Source organism: Curtobacterium sp. Leaf154, from assembly GCF_001424595.1.
Classification (GTDB): domain Bacteria; phylum Actinomycetota; class Actinomycetes; order Actinomycetales; family Microbacteriaceae; genus Curtobacterium; species Curtobacterium poinsettiae.
Window position 1 is genome coordinate 282,794 of the sequence record NZ_LMOS01000001.1, and the last position, 19,499, is coordinate 302,292.

General features: G+C 72.5%; 23 protein-coding genes. 5 read left to right on the top strand and 18 right to left on the bottom strand.

Annotated features, from left to right (window positions below):
* Positions 1 to 46: 46 nt before the first annotated feature.
* From ASF75_RS01320 to ASF75_RS01330, 3 genes are read right to left on the bottom strand one after another with little or no spacing between them, the layout of a single operon-like run.
* Positions 47 to 1,384: an ABC transporter substrate-binding protein gene (locus tag ASF75_RS01320; RefSeq protein WP_017885688.1), complete on the bottom strand. Its 1,338-nt coding sequence runs from the start codon at positions 1,382 to 1,384 to the stop codon at positions 47 to 49.
* Between the two features lie 56 nt (positions 1,385 to 1,440).
* Complete coding sequence (locus tag ASF75_RS01325) at positions 1,441 to 2,271, bottom strand: carbohydrate ABC transporter permease (RefSeq protein WP_017885687.1); 831 nt, start codon at positions 2,269 to 2,271, stop codon at positions 1,441 to 1,443.
* A complete protein-coding gene (locus ASF75_RS01330; RefSeq protein ID WP_017885686.1) occupies positions 2,271 to 3,257 on the bottom strand; it encodes a carbohydrate ABC transporter permease in 987 nt (328 codons plus the stop codon). Before ASF75_RS01330 ends, ASF75_RS01325 begins: the two co-directional genes overlap by 1 nt.
* A gap of 241 nt (positions 3,258 to 3,498) precedes the next feature.
* Between ASF75_RS01330 and ASF75_RS01335 the strand changes: the two genes are divergently transcribed.
* A complete protein-coding gene (locus ASF75_RS01335) occupies positions 3,499 to 4,470 on the top strand; it encodes an inositol monophosphatase family protein (RefSeq protein ID WP_235517473.1) in 972 nt (323 codons plus the stop codon).
* Positions 4,471 to 4,563: 93 nt separating this feature from the next.
* On the opposite strand, the gene ASF75_RS01340 is transcribed toward ASF75_RS01335, so the two are convergent.
* The 6 genes from ASF75_RS01340 to ASF75_RS01365 form a co-directional block, all read right to left on the bottom strand.
* Complete coding sequence (locus ASF75_RS01340; protein WP_056068378.1) at positions 4,564 to 5,583, bottom strand: LacI family DNA-binding transcriptional regulator; 1,020 nt, start codon at positions 5,581 to 5,583, stop codon at positions 4,564 to 4,566.
* Positions 5,584 to 5,585: 2 nt separating this feature from the next.
* The gene (locus ASF75_RS01345; protein WP_017885683.1) at positions 5,586 to 6,236 is read right to left on the bottom strand and encodes a 2'-5' RNA ligase family protein; all 651 of its coding nucleotides are present in this window, start codon (positions 6,234 to 6,236) and stop codon (positions 5,586 to 5,588) included.
* 134 nt (positions 6,237 to 6,370) lie between these two features.
* On the bottom strand, positions 6,371 to 7,390 hold the full coding sequence (locus ASF75_RS01350; RefSeq protein WP_017885682.1) for a LacI family DNA-binding transcriptional regulator: 1,020 nt from the start codon (positions 7,388 to 7,390) through the stop codon (positions 6,371 to 6,373).
* 162 nt (positions 7,391 to 7,552) lie between these two features.
* On the bottom strand, positions 7,553 to 8,644 hold the full coding sequence (locus ASF75_RS01355) for a tyrosine-protein phosphatase (RefSeq protein WP_056068380.1): 1,092 nt from the start codon (positions 8,642 to 8,644) through the stop codon (positions 7,553 to 7,555).
* Between the two features lie 192 nt (positions 8,645 to 8,836).
* Positions 8,837 to 9,640, bottom strand: a complete 804-nt coding sequence (locus ASF75_RS01360; protein ID WP_056068382.1) for a trypsin-like serine protease — start codon at positions 9,638 to 9,640, stop codon at positions 8,837 to 8,839.
* Positions 9,641 to 9,664: 24 nt separating this feature from the next.
* Positions 9,665 to 10,162, bottom strand: coding sequence for a hypothetical protein (locus ASF75_RS01365; protein ID WP_056068384.1), 498 nt, complete (start codon positions 10,160 to 10,162; stop codon positions 9,665 to 9,667).
* Between the two features lie 178 nt (positions 10,163 to 10,340).
* Here ASF75_RS01365 and ASF75_RS01370 point away from each other — a divergent pair, with 178 nt between their 5' ends.
* Positions 10,341 to 10,994 (top strand): helix-turn-helix domain-containing protein, encoded by a 654-nt coding sequence (locus ASF75_RS01370; protein WP_017885678.1) that lies wholly within the window; start codon positions 10,341 to 10,343, stop codon positions 10,992 to 10,994.
* 63 nt (positions 10,995 to 11,057) lie between these two features.
* Here ASF75_RS01370 and ASF75_RS01375 read toward each other — a convergent pair whose 3' ends face one another.
* The 5 genes from ASF75_RS01375 to ASF75_RS01395 all read right to left on the bottom strand — a co-directional run bounded on the left by ASF75_RS01375 (position 11,058) and on the right by ASF75_RS01395 (position 14,116).
* The gene (locus tag ASF75_RS01375; RefSeq protein WP_017885677.1) at positions 11,058 to 11,585 is read right to left on the bottom strand and encodes a hypothetical protein; all 528 of its coding nucleotides are present in this window, start codon (positions 11,583 to 11,585) and stop codon (positions 11,058 to 11,060) included.
* 103 nt (positions 11,586 to 11,688) lie between these two features.
* Positions 11,689 to 12,201 (bottom strand): hypothetical protein, encoded by a 513-nt coding sequence (locus ASF75_RS01380; RefSeq protein WP_156463742.1) that lies wholly within the window; start codon positions 12,199 to 12,201, stop codon positions 11,689 to 11,691.
* A gap of 76 nt (positions 12,202 to 12,277) precedes the next feature.
* Complete coding sequence (locus tag ASF75_RS01385; RefSeq protein WP_056068387.1) at positions 12,278 to 12,706, bottom strand: hypothetical protein; 429 nt, start codon at positions 12,704 to 12,706, stop codon at positions 12,278 to 12,280.
* Entirely contained in the window at positions 12,703 to 13,275 is a 573-nt protein-coding gene (locus ASF75_RS01390; protein ID WP_056068389.1) for a TetR/AcrR family transcriptional regulator, read from the bottom strand. The genes ASF75_RS01385 and ASF75_RS01390 overlap by 4 nt, the downstream gene beginning before the upstream one ends.
* Positions 13,268 to 14,116, bottom strand: coding sequence for an alpha/beta fold hydrolase (locus tag ASF75_RS01395; protein WP_056068391.1), 849 nt, complete (start codon positions 14,114 to 14,116; stop codon positions 13,268 to 13,270). The genes ASF75_RS01390 and ASF75_RS01395 overlap by 8 nt, the downstream gene beginning before the upstream one ends.
* Before the next feature lie 105 nt (positions 14,117 to 14,221).
* Between ASF75_RS01395 and ASF75_RS01400 the strand changes: the two genes are divergently transcribed.
* A complete protein-coding gene (locus ASF75_RS01400) occupies positions 14,222 to 14,797 on the top strand; it encodes a GrpB family protein (RefSeq protein WP_017885672.1) in 576 nt (191 codons plus the stop codon).
* Positions 14,798 to 14,828: 31 nt separating this feature from the next.
* Here ASF75_RS01400 and ASF75_RS01405 read toward each other — a convergent pair whose 3' ends face one another.
* Entirely contained in the window at positions 14,829 to 15,818 is a 990-nt protein-coding gene (locus tag ASF75_RS01405) for a nuclear transport factor 2 family protein (RefSeq protein ID WP_235517476.1), read from the bottom strand.
* A gap of 195 nt (positions 15,819 to 16,013) precedes the next feature.
* A complete protein-coding gene (locus tag ASF75_RS01410) occupies positions 16,014 to 16,484 on the bottom strand; it encodes a MarR family winged helix-turn-helix transcriptional regulator (protein WP_056068393.1) in 471 nt (156 codons plus the stop codon).
* A gap of 63 nt (positions 16,485 to 16,547) precedes the next feature.
* Between ASF75_RS01410 and ASF75_RS01415 the strand changes: the two genes are divergently transcribed.
* Complete coding sequence (locus tag ASF75_RS01415) at positions 16,548 to 17,075, top strand: phenolic acid decarboxylase (protein ID WP_017885669.1); 528 nt, start codon at positions 16,548 to 16,550, stop codon at positions 17,073 to 17,075.
* Positions 17,076 to 17,077: 2 nt separating this feature from the next.
* The gene (locus ASF75_RS01420) at positions 17,078 to 17,872 is read left to right on the top strand and encodes an alpha/beta hydrolase (RefSeq protein WP_056068395.1); all 795 of its coding nucleotides are present in this window, start codon (positions 17,078 to 17,080) and stop codon (positions 17,870 to 17,872) included.
* Here the strand turns inward: ASF75_RS01420 and ASF75_RS01425 are convergent.
* Together ASF75_RS01425 and chrA are read right to left on the bottom strand one after the other, a co-directional pair.
* Positions 17,850 to 18,242: an arsenate reductase ArsC gene (locus ASF75_RS01425; protein ID WP_017885667.1), complete on the bottom strand. Its 393-nt coding sequence runs from the start codon at positions 18,240 to 18,242 to the stop codon at positions 17,850 to 17,852. The two genes, ASF75_RS01420 and ASF75_RS01425, sit on opposite strands and share 23 nt — an antisense overlap.
* Before the next feature lie 14 nt (positions 18,243 to 18,256).
* Entirely contained in the window at positions 18,257 to 19,468 is a 1,212-nt protein-coding gene (gene chrA, locus ASF75_RS01430; RefSeq protein WP_056068397.1) for a chromate efflux transporter, read from the bottom strand.
* Positions 19,469 to 19,499 lie beyond the last annotated feature (31 nt).

Genomic DNA, 19,499 nt, shown 5'->3' on the forward strand with positions numbered 1-19,499 from the left:
ATGAACCCTTGGTCAGCCTCGCGGGGCGCTCACGCGCCGACCGTGCTCACTTGCCGGCGGCCTCGTTGTAGGACGCGATCTGCTTGCCGGCCTGCTGTTCGGCGTCCTGCATCGTCGACTCGACGTCGGCACCCTCGACGATGCGGTTGAAGGCTCCGATGACGGTGGCACGGACCGTCGGGAACGCGCCGGTGATGCAGCCGGCCGCTGCGACGCTCGTGGGGTCGTCGGTGAGCTGCTGGTACATGGTGGCGATGTTCGGGTCGGACAGGGAGCGCTTGCCGACGGTGGTCTTCGCGGAGTCGGTGTTCATCGCGACGTAGCCGGTCGCCTTCGCCCACTCGGCTTGCACGTCGGGGCTCTGGAGCCACTTGGCGAACGTGTACGACGCCTTCTGCTCGGCGGTCGAGTGGCCCTTGCCGGAGATCCACAGGGCGTTGCCGCCGATGACCTGGCCGGCGTCGTCGGAGTCCGACGTCGTGGGGAACCGGGCGACGACCGACTTGGAGCCGTCCGGGTCGACGGTCGTGTACGCGCCGGACGAGGTCAGCAGCATCCCGACCTTGTCGCTCGAGAACGCCGAGTTCTGCACGGTCGAGTCGGTGCCGGGGTTCAGGGCGGCGCCGTCCTGGTAGAGCTTCTGCAGCGTGCTCATGAACTGCACCTGGGTGTCCGAGGTGAGCGAGACGCCGGTGACGGGCTTGCCCTTCCGGCCGTTGTCCGGCGTGCAGAACGGCTGGCCGCCCGAGGCACTCAGTTCCTCGAGCATCCACGAGTCGCCCATGTTCATGCTCATGCCGTAGCCACCGGTCGCGGCGTGGATCTTCTCGGCCCAGGTGGCGACCTGGGCCAGCGTCTTCGGCGGCTTCGCAGCGTCGAGGCCGGCCTTCGCGACGAGTGCCTTGTTCAGGTAGAGCACGGGCATCGAGACCGAGAACGGCATCGCCGCGAGCGACTTGCCGTCGCTGTAGTAGGTCGAGACGGCCGGTGCCATCGTGTCGGTCCTCGACGTCGAGCCGCTCACCGTCGCGGGGGACACCGTCTGGCCGGAGTCGATCATGAAGCCGGTCGACACGTCGTTCATCATGAGCAGGTCGGGCGTGGAGCCGGACTGCACCGCCGCCGTGTACTTCGTCTGGACGGCCGCGTAGTCGCCCTGGAACGACGACTTGACGGTGATGTGCTGGTCGTTCTGCTTGTTGAAGCGTGCGACGAGGGCGTCGAGTTCGGTCGCCGCAGGACCGGACATGGCGTGCCAGAAGTCGACGGTGACGGGGCCGGAGCGCTCCGACGCCGAGCTCGACGTGGAGCATCCGGTCAGGGCGAGGACCGCGACGGCGCCGGTGGCGAGTGCGGTGAGGGCGGTGGAACGACGAGTGGGCATGGTGCGTCCTTCGGGTGCGGGGCGGGCGGGGATCGGGGAGGGGAACGTGTGCGTCGTCACTTGAGTGCGCCGGCGGTGAGGCCGCCGGCGAGGAACCGCTGGGCGACGAGGACCAGGACGAGGACAGGGAGGGTCACCATGGCGGCGCCGGCCAGGACCACGCCGATGTCGGCGGCCTCGGCGTCGGACAGCTGGGCGATGCCGACCTGCACGGTGCGGTGCTCGGGCGAGTTGGTGACGAGGAGCGGCCAGAAGAACCCGTTCCACGCGGCCGTCGCGCTCACGAGCGTGACCGAGACGAGCGTCGGGCGGGTGAGCGGCAGCAGCATGGACCGGATGAACCGGAAGTGCCCGGCGCCGTCGAGGACCGCGGCTTCCCGCAGCTCGTCGGGGAAGCTCAGGAACGCCTGGCGGAACAGGAAGATCGTCAGCGCCGAGGCCACGAACGGCAGGAAGACGACCAGGAGCGTGTCGATGAGGTGCCAGGACGCCACGGTCAGGTAGTTCGCGATCAGGGTCGTCTCGCCGGGGATCATCAGGCTGGCGAGCAGGACGAGGAACAGGGCACGGGTGCCGCGGAGCCGGCAGAACACGAGCGCGTAGGCGGTCATGATGCCGATGACGACCTGCAGCACCGTCTGGGCGAGGGTGACGACGACGCTGTTCAGGAACTGCGCTCCGAGCGGGACGACCTGCGTGGCGCGGACGATGTTGTCGAGCGTCAGGTGGATCGGGACGAGACCGGCGAGGCCCTGGTCCAGGTACCGGGTCGGGGTGAGTGCGCCCTCGAACACGTAGTACAGGGGGAAGCAGACGACGACGACCGCGATGACGAGCCAGGCGTAGACGAAGGCGCTCCGGAGCCGGCGGACGGTGACGGGGCGCATCAGTAGTTCACCCGCTTCTCGAGCACGCCGAACTGCACGATCGACAGCCCCAGGACCAGCAGGAACAGCACGACCCCGAGCGCGGCGGCGAGGCCGAAGTTCGCACTGCCCGACCCGAACGCCTGCTGGTAGATGGCGTAGACGAGGGTCTTCGACGAGTCGGCTGGACCGCCACCGGTCAGGATCTGGATCTGTCCGAAGGTCGTCAGCGCCTCGACGGTGCCGGTCACGACCACGAAGAAGAGCGTCGGGGTGACGAGCGGCAACGAGATCGACCACAGGGTCCGGACGGGGCCGGCCCCGTCGAGGTGCGCGGCCTCGATGACGTCCTGGTCGATGGCGCCGAACGCTCCGAGCAGGAGCAGCACGGTGAACCCGAGCGACCCCCAGATCGTGACGACGATGACGCTCGCCAGGGCCCACTGCGTGCTCGTCAGGAACGGGACGGGTGCTCCGCCGAACTGCGTGATCACCGTGTTCAACAGCCCGTTGCCGGGAGCGAGCATCGCTGCGAACGCGACGGACCCGGCCGACACGGAGACGACCATCGGCGCGGTCAGGAGTGCTCGGAACACCGGCAGACCGCGGAGCTTCACGGTGAGCGGCACGACGACGAGCAGCCCGAACACGATCCGCCCGGCGACCACGCCGACACAGAAGACGGCCGTGGTCAGCATCGTCCGTCCGAACGCGGGGTCGGTGAACGTGCGGACGTAGTTCTGCAGCCCGACCGAGCCGGCCGGCTGGCCGAAGATGTCGGTGCCCTGGGTGCTCAGGACCAGGACGCGGCCGAGCGGGTAGAAGACGAAGACCGCGAACGCGAGCAGCGCCGGTGCGAGGAGCACCAGACCGAGCCGTCGGTCGGAGCGCAACGAGGACCGGGCCGACCGGGCCGCCCGAGCTGGACGCCGCGACTGCGGCGGCCGGGGCGATCCCGCGGTACGCGGGGGACCGGCGAGCAGGCCGGACGTGACGGGGACCGTCATGGGGCGGACACCTCCGAGTAGGGAACGTTCCCTATCCGGGAACGACTCCACTGTGCTGCGGGTGCCGGAGACGGGTCAAGGCGCGTCGATCACCCGCCGTCACCCGTTCACGCGGCGTTCAACCCCTCCGTCGGCGGGGAGCCGCCGTTCACCGTTCGCACCCACCCGTTCACCTGCGGTTCGGGCCGACGACCGGCGTGGTTCGCCGTCCAGGGGCCTCGACGTCGTACAACCGGGGACCATGCGAACCGTTCCTGCTCCCCAGACGCTCCGGGTGATCGCCGAGGATGCCGCGCGTGCCGTCGCGCCCGACCTCCTCGCCGTGTTCCGCGCCCCGATGACGATCAGCACGAAGCGCGATGCGCACGACGTGGTGACCCTGCACGACCGCGCGGCCGAAGAGGCGATCACCGCGGTGCTCACCGCGGCGGTGCCGGGTTCCGTCGTGCTCGGCGAAGAAGGCGGCACCACCGGCGGCCCCGGCAGCGCCGACACCACCGGCACCACCGGCAGCACCGACACCACCGGCAGCGCCGACACCACCGGCGGCCCCGGCAGCGCCGACACCACCGGGGACGCCGTGGTGCGGTGGATCGTCGACCCGATCGACGGCACGGCGAACTTCGCCCGCGGACTCGCGTACTGGTGCATCTCGATCGCGGCCGAGGTCGACGGCGTGGTCGTCGCGGGGGTGGTCTTCGACCCGGTCGCCGACCACGTGTTCGCGGCGGACGACGACGGAGCCTGGCTCGACGGTGCGCCGATGCACTCGTCGTCCGGCCCCGACGACGCCGCGACGGTGCTGACGAGCTTCCCGGTGCAGCAGGACCTCGACCTGCTCGGCGAGGCCGTGGCGTTCGACCTGCTGCGTGACCTGACGGTGCGATACCGCCACCACCACAGCCTCGGCAGCGGCGCCCTCAACCTGGTGCACGTCGCTGCGGGGTGGTCGGACGCCACGATGGGCTTCGCCACGCACCCCTGGGACGTCGCCGCCGGGGCACTGGTGCTCGAGCGGGCCGGTGGGTGGTTCCGGGGCTTCCGCGGTGGCGAGCCCGTCGACCGTGCGCACCTGGCCGACGACTACGTCGCTGCCGGCGCCGGGGGATCGCACGCGGAGCTGGTCCGTCGGGTGCAGGACCTGTCGGCGATGAACTCCACGGACGCTGCAGCCGCCGCCGATCGAACCGCCGCCGACCCGACCGCTGGCTGAGCCGCACCGCCGACCGAGCGGCACCGCCCACTGAACCGCATCGCCCACTGGACCGATCCGCCGCCGGCCGCGCCGTCGACGGCGTCGCGGTGCTCAGCCGACCTGGTGCCCGGCGACCGCCCGTCCCGTCGACCCCCGCAGCAGCAGGCGCGTCGGCAGGACCTCGTGGCGGTCACCGCGTCGCCCGCGCAGCCGTTCGACGACGAGCTCCACCGCCCGCGCGCCCATCCGGACCCGCGGCTGGTCGACGCTCGTCAGGTCGAGCCGGTCGCCGAGACCGGTGCCGTCGAACCCGGTCACCGCCGCCATCCGGGGGAGCGCGAGTCCCGCGCCGTCGGCGATCGCCACGAGCCGCGCCGCGGTCGCGTCGTTCGTCGCGACGAACGCCGTCACCCCGTCGCCCAGGTGCAGGGCGATCCGCGCCGGGTCTGCCGCCAGGGCATCGACGTCGTCGACACGGTGGTCACCGGGCCGGCCGAGCTGCGCCGAGACCGTGGCGTGCGCGACGGCACGACGGGTCGTCGAGGGGTGGTCCGACTCCGCCACGAAACACGTGCGCCGGTGCCCGAGTGCGGCGAGGTGGAGCACCAGGTGGCGCATGCCCGATTCCTCGTCGGCGCGCACGGTGTCGAGTCCGAGTCCGGCGAGACCCGACCCGCTCGAGCCGAGGACCGCGACCGGCAGGTCGCGCGCGACCGCAGCGAGCCGTGCCGGGGCGACCCGGCTGCTCAGGACCGCGACCCCGAGGACGCCGTCGGCCGACCCGCGGGAGGCGTGCAGGGCCTCCAGGCCGTCGGCCAGCCGGGCGGCGTCACGGAACCCGTCCACGACGCGGAGCGCGAACCCCAGGGTCTCGGCGGTCGCGCGTGCGCTCCGGAGCGCTTCGTCGTGGAACGGGTTCGCGGCTTCGGTGACCAGCACGCCGAGCACGAGCGGCGCGCCCTGCGCGCGTCGCCGGGCGAGCGTACCGACCGGGAGGCCCAGCTCGTCCGCCGTCCGTACCGCGAGTTCCCGACGTGGTCGCGACACACCATCGTCGCCCCGCAGGGCGAGTGACACGAGCGATCGCGAGACGGCGCAGCGCTCGGCGACGTCGCGGAGGGTGGCGGACACGGTCAGGCGAGCTTCCAGGTGTGGACGTGCTCCCAGGTCATCGTCTGCCACCAGCGGCCGGACCAGTCCGGGCTCGCGGTGCGGTAGAGCACGACGGTGTCGCCGCGGAACCCGGTCGGCACGTCGACGTCGAGTTCGTGGATGTACGCGCCCACCTCGTCGTGCAGGTCCGGGCGGACGTACAGGTCGTGCGAGGCGAGCGAGAGGTGCGCGCGGTACTGCTCCGGGTCGTAGTCGTTCGACGGCGGGACCTGCATCGGCTGCCGGAAGGGGGCGACCACGGCATCGATGTCGGCGGCGAGTCGGACGAAGTCGTCGTTGTGCGAGCCGTCGGGCCGGGTCGCGACGTCGTAGACGAACCCGATGCCCTGCTCGCGGACGCCGGCGTTGTGGACGTCGAACGCCGGGCGTGAGTCGAGCAGCGCCGTGACGGCCGCGATGACCTGGTCCTCGTTGCTGCCGAACGGCTGGCTGCCGACGAGCGTGGCGTGCGGCGGGAAGGCGCCGGCGGACACCAAGCCGTACTGCGCGCGGAGCTGGTCGGTGACGACCGTGACGGCGCGGCAGGTGCGGGCGTCCGGGCGCAGGTAGATGCCGTGGCGGTAGGGGTCGCTCGGGTCGCGCGGCAGTTTGGCGGTGACGTTCTGGGGCATGGGTCCGTCCGGGGTCGGTCGATGGGGAACGTTCCCGATCGTCGGGAACGTTCCCCATGATCGACCGGAGCGGCCCGGATCTCACCCGTCGGCCCGTGACGGGACGGTGAACGATCGGTGTCGGCGACGCCGGGTCAGACGCGTGCGGCGGTCCGGCCCGGCACCAGGGTGCCGTCGACGGCGTTGTGGGCGACGCCCGTCGAACGGCCGTCGATCTGGTCGACCACGTCGTCGACGGACAGGCGGCCGATCAGGCCGAGTGGCTGTCGCCACGAGGTGATGCCGAGCAGCTCGGTGGCGAGCGGCGCGACCCCGTCGTAGCCCGTGACCGACAGGTCGTCTGGTGCACGGAGACCACGGCGGCGCATCGACTCGAGCACACCGACGGCCCAGCGGTCGCTCGGTGCCATGACCGCCGTCACGCCGCCGGCGCCGAGGACCTGCTCGAGGAACGAGTCGAGGTCCTCGGGGTCCGCGCCGTGGTCCTCGGAGCGGATCCGGAGCACCTCGGCGCCGCGCGCACGGAGCCGGCGCACCATCGCGTCGGTGCGGGCCGACTGCGTCAGGGACCCGGACGGTGTGACCGTCAGCACGGCGACGCGACGGTGCCCCAGGTCGGCGACGTGGTCGGCGAGGCCGCGACCGCCGCCGCGCTCGTCGCAGTAGGCGCTGCTCACCGCCGGGTCCGTCTCGGGGCGTCCGGAGACCACCGTCGGGATGCGTCGGGCGAACGGCAGGACGTCGTCGATGGGCAACGCGCCGCTGCAGACGATGAGCCCCTCGACGCGCAGGGACACCAGGGTCTCGAGCGCCCGGCGTTCCTCGCTGACCGGGAACGACCCCGCGCCGGTGGCGGTGACGACGCGGTACCCGCGTGCGGCGGCCTGCAGCTGGAACGCGGTGAGCAGGTGCCCGTAGAACGGGGTCGAGGCATCACGGACGAACGCCCCGAGCGTGTGCGTGCGGTGTGCCGACATGCCGCGGGCGTTCGCGTTCGCCACGTAGCCCAGGTCGAGTGCCGCCCGCTTGACGCGTTCGGTCGTCGACGGCGCCACCCCGTACGAGCCCGCGAGGGCACGGGAGACGACCGACTTCGACACTCCGGCCAGTGCTGCGACGTCGTGGATGGTCGGGACTGCCGGGTGTCCGGTCACCGCGGGCACCGTCGTTCAGATGACTGCACGAGTGTCACGGTAGCCGGACGGACGCCCGGAGCGGGCGACGGTGGTGGTGAACAGTCGGTCACGCCGACCGCCCGGGGGAGTCCGAGCGGTCGGCGTGGGTGGCCGGTGGTGGCGGCCGGTGGCGGTGTCGGGTCAGCGGTGCGTCGCCGGTCGACGGACCGTCAGGCGGTACTCCTTCTTCGTGGTGCCGTCCTGCGCGGTGACCGTGATGCGTGCGGTCCGGCCGGAGACGTGCACGGTGGCGACCGCGTTCAGGTTCGTCGTGTGCACGTGGACGTCGGCGGCCCGGAGCGTCCGGACCGGCGCCGTCACCGTCGCACCCTGCGACGAGGCGGCGGCGGGCAGGTGGACGCGCACGCCCGCGACCGCGATCGAGGAGACGGTGGCGTCGCTCGACACGAGGAACCGCTGGCGCAGTGCGGCGGCCTCGTGCCCCGTCACGCCGATGGTGTCGCGCAGGTACGCGTCCATCCCACCGAAGTCGGTGGCGATGTCCTGCTCGAAGGTGCCCTGCAGCAGCTGCGGGGTGGCCCAGGTGACCCCGAGCTGCGTGTTCGAGAGCAGGTAGTCGTGCAGGATGTCGGCGCTGTCCACGCCGAGGACCCGGTCGAGCAGGTCCACCACGGTGCCGGTTCGGTCCATGCCGTGCGAGCAGTGGATGAGCACCGTGCCGCTGGTGTGCGAGGCGAGGATCCGGAGCACGCGGCGGTAGGCGGTGATCATCGACCCGGGGGTCGCCGGGTCGACGTGGCCCTTGTCGACCAGGTCGTGGTACATCGCCGTGTCGTCGCTGTAGTCGCCGTCCGCGCCGAACATCGAGATGTCGACGTGCCGCGCGCCGGGGATCGCGACATCGGGCTTCGCGGCGATCTGGGACGACGTCCGCAGGTCGACGACGAGGTCGACGTGGTACTCGTCGGCCAGGGTCGTGGCCCCGGCTGCGGTGATCTTGTCGAGCGACTCGGAACGGATCAGCCGCGGAGCGTTCACGGTCTGACCGGACCGGCCGTGCACCGCGGCGAGCTCGCGACCGTTGACCAGTCCGGGGACGTCGGTGATCGGGTGGTCCGCGGCGGTGAACGCGGGCTGGAGTGCGGTGTCGGCGTGGGCGGCCGTGACGGAGAACGCGGCGGAGGCGACGACGGCAAGGCCGGCGAGTGCGGTCGCGGCCACACGGGCGGTGCGCTGGGAGTGGGTGAGGGGGGAGCGGTGGAGCGGGGGCACGGGGCATCCTCGATCTGATCAGGACCCGGGGGTCGCGGGGATCCGGACGCGGTGACGTCCGGATCCCCGCAGGATCGCGAGGTGGGTGGTCGGCCGAGTGGCTGCGAGGTGACCGGGGTGTGTCCGGGTCATGAGGCAGCGCTCAGTCGCCGAGACGGCCGCGGCCGGGTGCACCACCCGGTCGCAGCCGGCTCAGGACGCCGGGGCCAGCCGGTACCGGAACAGCTCGGTGAGCACCTGCTGCACGGGCGTGTAGAGCAGCACCGTCGTGCTCGTCGTGCTCGTCGTGCCCGTCGTCGAACTGCCCGAGATGATCCCGTACAGCCGGTTCGTGGCGCTGATCACCGGTCCGCCGGCGTCACCCGGCTCGATGCCCCCGCCGGCATCGGTGCGTGCGGCGGCGAGGTGCTGCGCGCCGGCGCGGCTCGCTGTCGGCACCCGTGTGGCCGTCCAGGAGCAGAGCACCCCGCTCGCCGCCCCGCTGGTGCAGAAGGGATCGGCGTCGGGCTGGCCGGTGCCGGTGACGGCGGCACGTGCCGGGTCGCCGTCGACACGGGTGAAGACACGACCGGATGCTCGCGGCGTGTACGTCGAGACCGACGGGTCGCAGGACCCGGCGGCCGCCCGGACGCGCGTGCACGCCAGGGGTGGGATGACCGCGAGCTCGACGTCGGAGTCCGCGGACTGCCAGACCACGCTGCCGACGGCCGCGCCGTCGAGCCGCACCGGCGCCTGCAGCGGCGCGCAGCGCTTCGCCAGCGCGACCCACCTGGTCGCCCGCTGGTACGCGGTGACCTGGCTCCGGAAGCCCTTGGCGGTCAGGACCGCCCCGACCGTGCAGGTGCTGCCGGGGACCCCGACCTGGGTGCCGGCGATGATCGGTGCCGCGGTGCGGTCCGGGTCGCTCGTGGCGGCCGAGGCCGGTGCGGTGCCGGCGAGGGCGATGCCGACGGCGGCCGCGACGGACAGGGCGACGGCCAGGGTGCGGACGCGCACCGCTTGCGTGTGACGGAACACGGTTCAGCCGAGCCGGCGGGTGCCGTTGACGCGTCCGATCACGGACAGGGTGTCCGGGTCGGCGAGGCGGGCGTGCCAGTGCAGCGTCGTCGTGCCGCGCGGCAGGTCGGGGAACGCCGCGGTGAAGCGGTAGTGCCCGCTGGCGCTGACCATGTCGTCCCCGCTCGTGACCTCGGCGATGTGCTTGCTGAACAGGCCGCGGGGCTTGCCCGGTGCGTCGTAGTAGACGATGACCAGGGTGCCGGGCTTGCCGGCGCCGGCGAAGGTGGTGCCGGTGAAGCTCGTCCGGTCTGGTCCGCCGTGGGTCTTCGCGGTGAACGCCACGGCTGCAGACCGGGTCGGGGCGTGGGCGGTGTGCGTGGTGTGCGGGATCGTGGCGGCCCCGGCCTGCGCGGGGACCAGGGCGCCGGCGGCGAGTGCTCCGCCGAGGGCGACGCCGGCGATGAGCGCGGTCAGCCGTCGGGACCCCGGCTTGCGGGCGGTGGACGGGGTGGGACGCATGGGGACTCCTCGGTTCGGCTCGGGTCGACTCGGTGTGCGTGAACGCTAACAACGGGCCAGACGATCGTCTAGCGAATGCCGGAAGCTGAGTGGATCAGAGGCAAACCGTCCGGACGGCGTGCTCCCCTCGTGCTGTCAGACGTTCGTATGATGACCCGAGACCCGAACGAGGAGTGCGATGAACCAGCGGCAGCAGGCGAAGACCCGGACCCGCGAGCAGATCATCGAGGCCGCGGCGGCGGTGTTCGCGAGCCACGGCTACGCGGGGACGTCGTTCGCCCGGGTGGCCGCCGCCATGGACCGCCCGAAGTCGGCGATCGGCTACCACGTCTTCTCGTCCAAGCACGAGCTCGCCTTCGCGGTCATCGAGCGGCAGCAGGCCCGCTGGGCGGTGATCGACTCGCTGATCACGCAACCCGAGGGCCTCGAGCACCTGCTCGTCATGCTGACGTCCGCCTGTTCCGATGCCATCCGGTGTCCGGTGGCTGCCGGGGCCATCCGTCTGAGTCACGAACTCCGCGGTGCGGGAGAGGTGATCCCGCGGGTCTTCACGTGGGACGACTACGTCCGCCGGCACCTGTCGGCTTCGAGCGGGGGTGTCGGCCCCGCCACCGATCCCGAGTGGGCTCGTGCGGCGGACCTCGTGCTGACGTCGACCTTCGGGGTGATGTGGGCCCGGACGAGTGCACGACTGACCCGTGACACCGAGGGGCAGCTCCGGGACCTGTGGGCGGCACTGTTCACCGGGCTCGGACTGCCCGGCGTGCACGGCTTGCTCGAACAGGTGGAGCCCGTGCGGGTCGGCGGACACCCGGCCACCCCGGGGGACTGACCCCGCAGGGCTCGCCCCTCCCGAGGGGCCCCGGCGGACTGCTGGTCCACCGGGGCGCCGGGCCTACTTCTTCTGCTCGCTGCCGTCCGGGTTGACGACGTACCAGACGCCCTTGTCGCCCTGTCCCGTCACGTCGCCGGCCTTCTTGTCCCCGACGAAGGTGTAGATCGGGCGCCCGTCGATCGTGATCTGCCGCCCGCCGTCCACGCCCTTGATGGTGCCGACCGTCCCGGTGATGCCCGACACCTTCGGCTTCGTGGTCGACGCTTCGATCGCCGGCCACGCCGCCGCGCACGCACCGGTGCACGTGCTCGTGCCGGAGTCCTTGACGTCGGCGTCGAAGTAGTAGGCGGTCATGCCCTTGCCGTCGACGACGACCTTGCCGAGTGTCGTCGAAGCGACGGTCGCGTCGACCGAGGGGGACGAGTCGGTCGTCGCGGGCGCGTCGCCCTGTGCGGCGGGGGACGGCGAGGGCGACGGTGCCGCGGAGCCGGCCGTGGAGCAGCCGGCGAGTCCGAGGCTCAGGGCCAGTGCGGCACCGAGGAGGACGGAGACGGATCGGGATGACGGTGTGCGGTGGGGTGTCGACACGGGGGCTCCTCGTGGTCAGGTCTCGCCGCTGACTGCTGGCCAGACGTTCGTCTAGCGAACGTAACCGCAGTACCGAGCGGCGGCCAGCACCCTGCGCGGCCTCTCATCCGGTGGGCCGCGGATCGTGGGAGCGGCGGTCCGTGTGCTCGACCACGTGGACGCCGTCGACTCGCCCGATGACGTCCAGCGACTCCGGGTCGATCAGTCGGGCGCTCCAGGACGCCTGATCGGCGTCGCGGGGCAACTCCGGCAGGACCGCGGTGAAGGCGAACCGGCCGGTCCGACCCACCGCGCTGCTGCCCGGCGCGATCTCCGCGACGCGATCGTCCCCGGTGCCGTCCCGCGGTTCGCCGTAGTGGATGACCACGACGGCGCCGGGGGTGCCCCTCCCGGCGAAGCGCACGCTCACGACTCCGCCGGTACCGACCGTCCGTGGTGGGCGGATCGCGAACCGGTGCGCGCCGCTCGTCGAGGGCGGTGCGCCGAGTGCGGCACCGAGCGCTCCCGATGCCCCGAGGCCGAGTGTCTCGGTACCCGTCGTGGTCGGTGGCGGCGCCGGCAGGGCGAGCGCGACGGCGAGCGCGGCGATCCCCGCGGCGAGGACGATCGGTGACACCCGGACCCGGTCGGTGCTGCGCGAAATGGTCGGCCCCTTCGTGGACGGCGTGTGGCGGAAGTCGCCACGCCACACGCTACCGCTTGGCCAGACGATCGTCTGTTCGTCCGCGTCCGCGCCCGCGCCCGCGCCCCACCAGGACGCGCCACCGCCGCTGTTCCGAGATGACGACGGCGACGCACAGGACCGTGACGGCGACCGCAGCCGGCCAGACGACCCAGGACGCGGCGATGGCTCCGACCAGGTGCGCGAGGACCGACGCGATCGTCACCACTCCCGGTGCCGCGACGGGTGGGTCGCCGCCGGGGCGGTCACCCGGCGTCCCGAAGACCGCCGGCGGCACGACGAGGAGCAGGACGGCGGCGATCGCGAGCACCGGCGAACGGGGCCAGAGCGCCCAGGGCACGGCCACCCATGCGACGAGCTCCGCCGTGAACCGCAGGCCGCCACGGAGCGGGTCGTGACCGACGGGCCTCGACGCGCGCGCCGCCGTGGTGACGGTCACCGTGTCGTCGCGGCACGGAACCCGCGATCCAGGAAGTCGACCATCCACGCAGCACTCGCATCGACGTCCGTGTCCATCTGGAACCCGCCGGACGTCTCGATCGTGGCGAACCCGTGCAGGACGCTGCGGAGCACCCGGAGTGCGTGGACCTCGTCGGCAGGGTCGAGCGGGTAGTCGCGGAGCGCCGCGGCGAAGGACGCCAGGGTGCGGCCGAGCGCGACGGCCAGCGGGTCCTGGGCGTCGGTCGGCCGGACGCTGACGGCTGCCTGGTACCGCGCCGGGTGCTCCCGGACGCTCCGGCGCACGGTCTGCACCGCCGCCTCGAGCGCACTCCGGCCGCTGCGCCCCTGCATGGCGTCGCGGAGTGCGTCCCCGAGCTCGTTCGCGCCGAGGATCGCGATCCTGCGCGTGAGGTCACCGAGTCCGTCGACGTGCTTGTACAGCGACGGTGCCTTCACCCCGAGGCGGTCGGCGACGACGCTCATGCTCAGTCGGGCCAGACCGATCTCGTCGGCCAGCGTCGCCGCGGTCTCGGTGACGGTCGCCGGGTCGAGCCCCGCCCTAGGCAACGGGGCCTGCGACGGGCAAGGTGCGGGCGAGGAACGGCAGCAGCAGGGCGAGGAGTGCAGTCGGCGTCTCGGTGTGGGGGTAGTGGCCGGCGCCGTCGATGACGGCGAGCTCCCCGAGGCCGTCGGGCAGGTCGGCGAGGACGCGCTCGCCCTCGGCGCGGGGGTCGTCCCAGTCCGGATCGGCGCTGCCCTCGACGACGAGCACGGGGCACCGGACGGCACCCAGCTGCTCGCCGGCGTCGGCGGGCGACGTGCGGGTCATGGCGCGGAGGACCGCCATCCGCTCCGGTCGCCGCAGGGTCGTCTCGATGCGGCCGCGCTCGGTCGCCCAGTCGGCGGGCTTGACGGGGATCGCGATGTCCAGGTACGCGAGCCAGCCGGGCAGGCTGCCGCTCGTCATCACGCGTGCGAGCTGGAGGGTGCCGGCGCGGTGTCGACGGTTGCGCAGGAGCCCACCGAGGTCGACGGACTGCTTGCGCGTGAACGGTGCCAGCTCGACGATGCCGGCGACCAGGTCGGGTGCGGTGGCCGCGGCGATCGTCGCTGCGCCGCCGCTGATCGACTGCCCGACGACCACGGCCGGGCCGCCGAGATGCCGGGCGACGGCGACCAGGTCGCGTGCGATGTCGGAGCGCTCGTACCCGGACCATCCGGTGCTCGAGTCGCCGCAACCCCGCAGGTCGACGTTCGCGACCCGGTAGCCGGCCGCGACGAGCTCCGGCACGACGAAGCGGTAGGAGTGGTGGCTGTCGCCCATCCCGTGGGCGAGGACCACGAGCGGCCCTGAGCCGGAGAGGTCGTAGGCGATCGTGCCGCCCTCGGTGTCCAGGTGTTCGAGCATGACGTGGCTCCTTCGGCTACGGGTAGTAACTCAAAGGCTAATACGCGTAGCCGGAAAGTCAAGGACTACTCTGGTCCGCGCTCCGGGTGCTGCCATCATGGCCGGGTGCACCATGACGAGGACCACCCCCGACCGGACGTCACGACCGTCGAGATCATCGGCGGCCCAGAACCGGTCACCGTGACCCTGCACCCCGCCGACAGCGGGTGGGCTGCGGTCTTCGCGGACCACCGGCGACGCATCCTGGAGGCCCTGCCCGGCTCCGGCGCGGACGCTGCGGTCGTCGAGCACATCGGCTCCACGGCCGTCCCCGGCCTGGCGGCGAAACCCATCGTCGACATCGTGGTCGTCGTCGCCGACATCACCGCCGAGGCGACCTACCTCGACCAGCTCCTCGCGGCCGGGTACGAGCTCCGCGTGCGCGAACCCGGCCACCGCCTGGTCCGGACACCGGCTCGCGACGTGCACGTGCACGTCTACGAGCAGGGCGCGACGGCGGTCGAGGAGTACCTGCTCCTCCGCGACCACCTGCGCGTCGACGCCGACGACCGCGCGCTGTACGAGCGCACCAAGCGGGAGCTGCTCGGCCGGAGCTGGGACGACATGAACGCCTACGCCGACGCGAAGACGGCCGTCATCACGGCGATCAAGGAGCGGGCGCGCCGGAGCCGCGCGTCCTGAGACGCGCGGCTCCGGTTCCCGCTGCCCGGTCTCAGCTCGTCGGGACGACGTCCCAGTGCTCGCGGATCAGGTTGCCGTCCACCCGGAACAGGTCGGCTGCGCCGAACGGTGCGTCGGCCTTCGCCCCGACCTGCTTCGAGAACGTCCACACCAGGTCGCCGTCGGCCAGCGAGATGACGGACTCCTGCTTCGGCAGACCCTGCGCGGCACTGCCGGCGAAGAACTGCTTGAGCGCGGCGGTGCCGTTCGCGGCGACCGAGTTGTGCTGCAGGTACGCCGGGTCGAACTTCTCGTCCAGCACGGACACGTCGTGGTCGCGGAAAAGCCGGTTGTACGCGGTCACCGCGAGCACCCGGTTGTGCTCCTCCTGCCGCTCGGTCAGGTGGTGGTCACGCTTGGCGGCCGGGTACAGGTCGCTGAACATGCTGTTCGTGTTGCCGCTGGCCGGCGTGCCCGTCGGGACCGTCTGCCGGAGCGCCCACCACTCGCTGATCCGCCCGTTGCGCATGCGGAACAGGTCGACGGCGGCGTCACCGGTGCGTTCGTCCTTCGGCTTCGCGGTGATCTGCCAGTGCACGGCCACCAGGTCGGCGTCACCGGCGATGTGCTTGATCACGGCGTGGGCACCGGGGACCCGGGCGCGGTCGGCGGTGAACTCGGCGAGCAGTGCAGCCGGACCCGAGGCGCTCTTCGCACCGTGGGCGACGGCACCCGATGCCACGGCGGTCCGGGCGGCAGCGCGTGCCGTCGCCGAGGCGGGGGAGCGGAAGGCGCACCGGAACAGGTGCCGGACGGTGGCCTCGTTGCGCTGCTCGGCGCGACGGTCGAGCCGCGAGACGGCCGTGCCGCCCTCGGTGGTCCGCGCCGCGCGGGACACCGTGTGGTGCGCGGAGGTCGTGGTGGTGGAGGTGTGGAGGGGTGCCGCCACGGCCGGGCCGGCCACGAGCGACACGGCGATGGCGACCGGAGCTGCCACCGCACACGCCTTGGCGATGATGGGGAGAAGTGATGTCGTCTGCACGGCAGAACGATGGAACCGGTCCCTGGGGGCCGCCGCGCGCCCTGGAGCCGTCGCGTGCTGCGACCGTGACCGACTTCTCAGGCGCGGTGCGGGCCTCCCGGGTGGTCTGCGAACACCCTGCCAGGGTGACCCGCTCCCGCTGGTGATCGACGAGCCGGACCTGTGCGACGGCTCACGCGCACTGTCAGCCGATCCCTACGCTCCGGGCTCCTCGATGGTCAGACGGAGCTCGGCGAGGACGGGCAGCGCGGCGCGCAGCGCGTCGACCCCGTCCGGGCCCAGGCGTTCGAGCGCGCCGACCAGGACGTGCTCGGCCGAGGCGTCGTAGACCCGGAGCCGCTCGGACGCGAGCTCGGTCAGGGCGATCTCGGTGCTGCGGCCGTCGCCGGTGGCGAGCCGCCGGCGGACGAGCCCGCCGCGCTCCATCGCGGTGACGAGGTTGCTGACCGTGGAGCGGGCGAGGCCGAGGGACCGGCCGAGCGCCGTCGGCGTGAGCCACCCGGCCTCGTCGAGGCGTCGCAGCACCTCGATCTGGGCGTCGGGCAGTTCCGGCAGCGCACCGTCACGGCGTGACGCGTTCAGCAGGGTGCGGCGGAACGGGCCGACCTGGTCGCTGAGCCGCCGAGCGATGTCCCGGAGTCCTGCGGTGTCGTGCTCGCTGCCCATGTCCTCAGCTTAGGTCCTCGAAAAAGGTTTGCAACAAAACTATGTTCGGCGCAGGATGGGGGCATGACGATCACCACCTCAGTCGCACAGCCCGTCCCGTCGCAGGACCTCTCCGGCATCGTCGGACACCGGTTCATCTACACGTACGCCAACGGCTGGCAGTACGAGATGTACGTCAAGAACGCCACCACCATCGACTACCGCATCCACTCCGGCATGGTCGGCGGGCGCTGGGTCAAGGACCAGCAGGTCGACCTCGTGGTGCTCACCGCCGGCGTCTACAAGGTGTCGTGGAACGAGCCCACCGGCACGAGCGTCGTCGTGACCGTGGTGCCGGGGGAGCGCGTGCTGCACGGCACGATCTTCTTCCCGCACTGGGTCGAGGAGGACGGCAGCAAGACCGTGCTGTTCCAGAACGACCACCTGGACCGGATGCGCGAGTACCGCGACGCCGGCCCCACCTACCCGATCTACGTCGTCCCCGAGTTCGCCCACATCACCCTGTTCGAGTTCGTCGGCCAGGACGACGAGACCGTCGTCGACACCGCGCCCGCCGACCTGCCGGCCGGGTTCGCCGACCGGAGCAACTGAGCGTGACTGCGGAACGTCCGCTGGAGCGTGCCCTGACGAGCATCCGGCTCGAGCACCGGGGCGGGGCGCTCCGGGGGTGGGAGTACCACCCGGCGCCCGCGGCTGCCGGCGGCTCGGTGCTGTTCGTGCACGGGTTCGGTGACTCGTCGATCGGTCCGCGCCAGCTCTTCGTGCAGGCCGCGACCGCCCTGACCGACACCGGTCTGACGGTCCGCTCCTACGACCGTCTCGGGCACGGCACGAGCGACGGACGCTTCGCGGACATCTCGATCGGCGACGAGGTCGAGCAGGTCGTCACGATGATCCGGGCGTTCTCGGCCGACCAGGGGGCACCGATCCACGTCGTCGCCCACAGCCTGGGCGCCGTCGAGTCGGCGATGGCGGCGGCGAGGGTCCCCGACCTGGTGCGGAGCCTGACCCTGTGGTCGCCGGCCGGGGTCGTGGTCGACGACATCGCCGTGCACGACACCATCCAGGGGCAGCCGCTCGCGCCCGTCCGCGACCGCGGCTGGTTCGACTTCGCTGGGACCGCCCTCGGGCGCGGGTTCGTCGACGAGGTCCGGGACGGACTCGACGTCTACGCCCAGGCGCGCGGGTACGACGGGCCGGTCGACGTGCTGCACGGTACCGCCGACGAGATCGTCCCGGTCGAGTACGGCCGGCGCTACGGCGAACTGCTCAGCGGGGCGACGTTCACCGCGGTCGAGGGTGCGGACCACGTCTGGTCGTCGGTCCCGTGGCGCGAGCAGCTCGTCGACCGCCTGCTCGAGCGCGTCAGGGAGCGGTCCGGGCGATGAGGTCCTGCACCCGCGCACGCACGTCGTCGCGGATCGGCCGGACGGCGTCGAGGTCGAGCCCTGCGGGGTCCGGGAGCTCCCAGTCCTCGTAGCGTTTGCCCGGGAACACCGGGCAGGCGTCCCCGCAGCCCATCGTGATGACGACGTCGGCGGCACGGACGGCGTCGGTGCGGAGCAGGGCGGGCTGCTCGCCCCGGATGTCGATGCCCTCCTCGAGCATCGCCTCGACGACCACGGGGTTGAGCTGGTCGGCCGGTTCGGAGCCGGCGCTCCGGACGTCGACGCGGTCACCGGCCAGGTGCTGCAGGAAGCCGGCGGCCATCTGGGAACGGCCGGCGTTGTGGACGCAGACGAACAGGACGGTGGGCATGCGGGGTGCTCCGATCAGAGGACGACGGCGCCGAGCAGGCCGGCTCCGATGACGACGGCCCACGGGGGAGCGGACCAGCGGGTGAGGGCGGTGAAGGCAGCCACGGCGAGCGCCAGTGCGGGGGCCGAGCGGACCCCCTCGGTGATGACCGGGTCCCAGAGCGCTGCGGCGAGGAGCCCGACGACCCCCGCGTTCACGCCGGCGAGCACGCGTCGGGCCCACGGCAGGGCGCGGAGCACGTGCCAGAACGGCAGTGCGCCGATGACCAGGAGCGCGGCGGGCAGGAAGATCGCGACGAGTGCGACGGTTGCGCCGAGGACCCCGCCGGGGCTGCCGTGGGCGACGGCGCCGAGGTACGCGGCGAAGGTGAACAGCGGCCCGGGTACGGCCTGTGCGGCGCCGTACCCGGCCAGGAAGTCGGCGTGCCCCACCAGGTGTGTGGCCACGGTCTGCGACTCGAGCAGCGGCAGGACGACGTGGCCGCCGCCGAAGACGAGCGAGCCCGCCTGCGCGAAGACCCCGAACAGGCGCACGGCACCGGTGCCGTTCGCGGCGATCGGGGCCGCGACGAGCAGGGCGGCGAACGCGACGAGCGCCGACACCGCGACCCAGCGGGGGAGCCGGACGGCGCCGCCCGTGTCGGTGGCGCCTGCATCCACGCCCACGGCGACGACGCCGCGGAGCCACACGGCGCCGACCACACCGCACACCGCGATCACCGCGACCTGCGGCCCCGGGCCGGGGACGAGCAGCACCACGATCGCGGCTGCGGCAGCGACGGTCGCCCGTCGGCGGTCCGGCGTGAGCGAGCGCGCCATGCCGAGCACCGCCTGCGCCACCACCGCGGCTGCGGCGGCCTGCAGCCCGAGCAGCCACCCGGCGCCGGCCAGGTCGGGCGTGCCGGACACGAGCAGGGCGAACGCGACGAGCAGCACCGCGGACGGCAGCGTGAACCCGCACCAGGCGGCGAGGAGTCCGAGCAGCCCGGCGCGCTGCAGGCCGAGTGCCATCCCGACCTGGCTCGACGCCGGCCCGGGCAGGAACTGGCAGAGCGCGACGAGGTCGGCGTAGGCGTCGTCGCCCAGCCACCGCCGACGCACCACGAAGGTTTCTCGGAAGTACCCGAGGTGCGCGACCGGCCCGCCGAACGAGGTCAGCCCGAGCCGCAGGAACACCAGGAACACCGAGGCAGCGGACGATCGCAGGGGCTCGGGGCTCGTCGTCACCCGCCCATCTTGACGACGGCAGATGGTTCAG

Bases quoted from the DNA above. Each gene is read 5' to 3' on its own strand.
- ASF75_RS01320 (WP_017885688.1), bottom strand. From the start codon at position 1,384: ATGCCCACTCGTCGTTCCACCGCCCTCACCGCACTCGCCACCGGCGCC.
- ASF75_RS01325 (WP_017885687.1), bottom strand. From the start codon at position 2,271: ATGCGCCCCGTCACCGTCCGCCGGCTCCGGAGCGCCTTCGTCTACGCC.
- ASF75_RS01330 (WP_017885686.1), bottom strand. From the start codon at position 3,257: ATGACGGTCCCCGTCACGTCCGGCCTGCTCGCCGGTCCCCCGCGTACC.
- ASF75_RS01335 (WP_235517473.1), top strand. From the start codon at position 3,499: ATGCGAACCGTTCCTGCTCCCCAGACGCTCCGGGTGATCGCCGAGGAT.
- ASF75_RS01345 (WP_017885683.1), bottom strand. From the start codon at position 6,236: ATGCCCCAGAACGTCACCGCCAAACTGCCGCGCGACCCGAGCGACCCC.
- ASF75_RS01365 (WP_056068384.1), bottom strand. From the start codon at position 10,162: ATGCGTCCCACCCCGTCCACCGCCCGCAAGCCGGGGTCCCGACGGCTG.
- ASF75_RS01370 (WP_017885678.1), top strand. From the start codon at position 10,341: ATGAACCAGCGGCAGCAGGCGAAGACCCGGACCCGCGAGCAGATCATC.
- ASF75_RS01395 (WP_056068391.1), bottom strand. From the start codon at position 14,116: ATGCTCGAACACCTGGACACCGAGGGCGGCACGATCGCCTACGACCTC.
- ASF75_RS01410 (WP_056068393.1), bottom strand. From the start codon at position 16,484: ATGGGCAGCGAGCACGACACCGCAGGACTCCGGGACATCGCTCGGCGG.
- ASF75_RS01415 (WP_017885669.1), top strand. From the start codon at position 16,548: ATGACGATCACCACCTCAGTCGCACAGCCCGTCCCGTCGCAGGACCTC.
- ASF75_RS01425 (WP_017885667.1), bottom strand. From the start codon at position 18,242: ATGCCCACCGTCCTGTTCGTCTGCGTCCACAACGCCGGCCGTTCCCAG.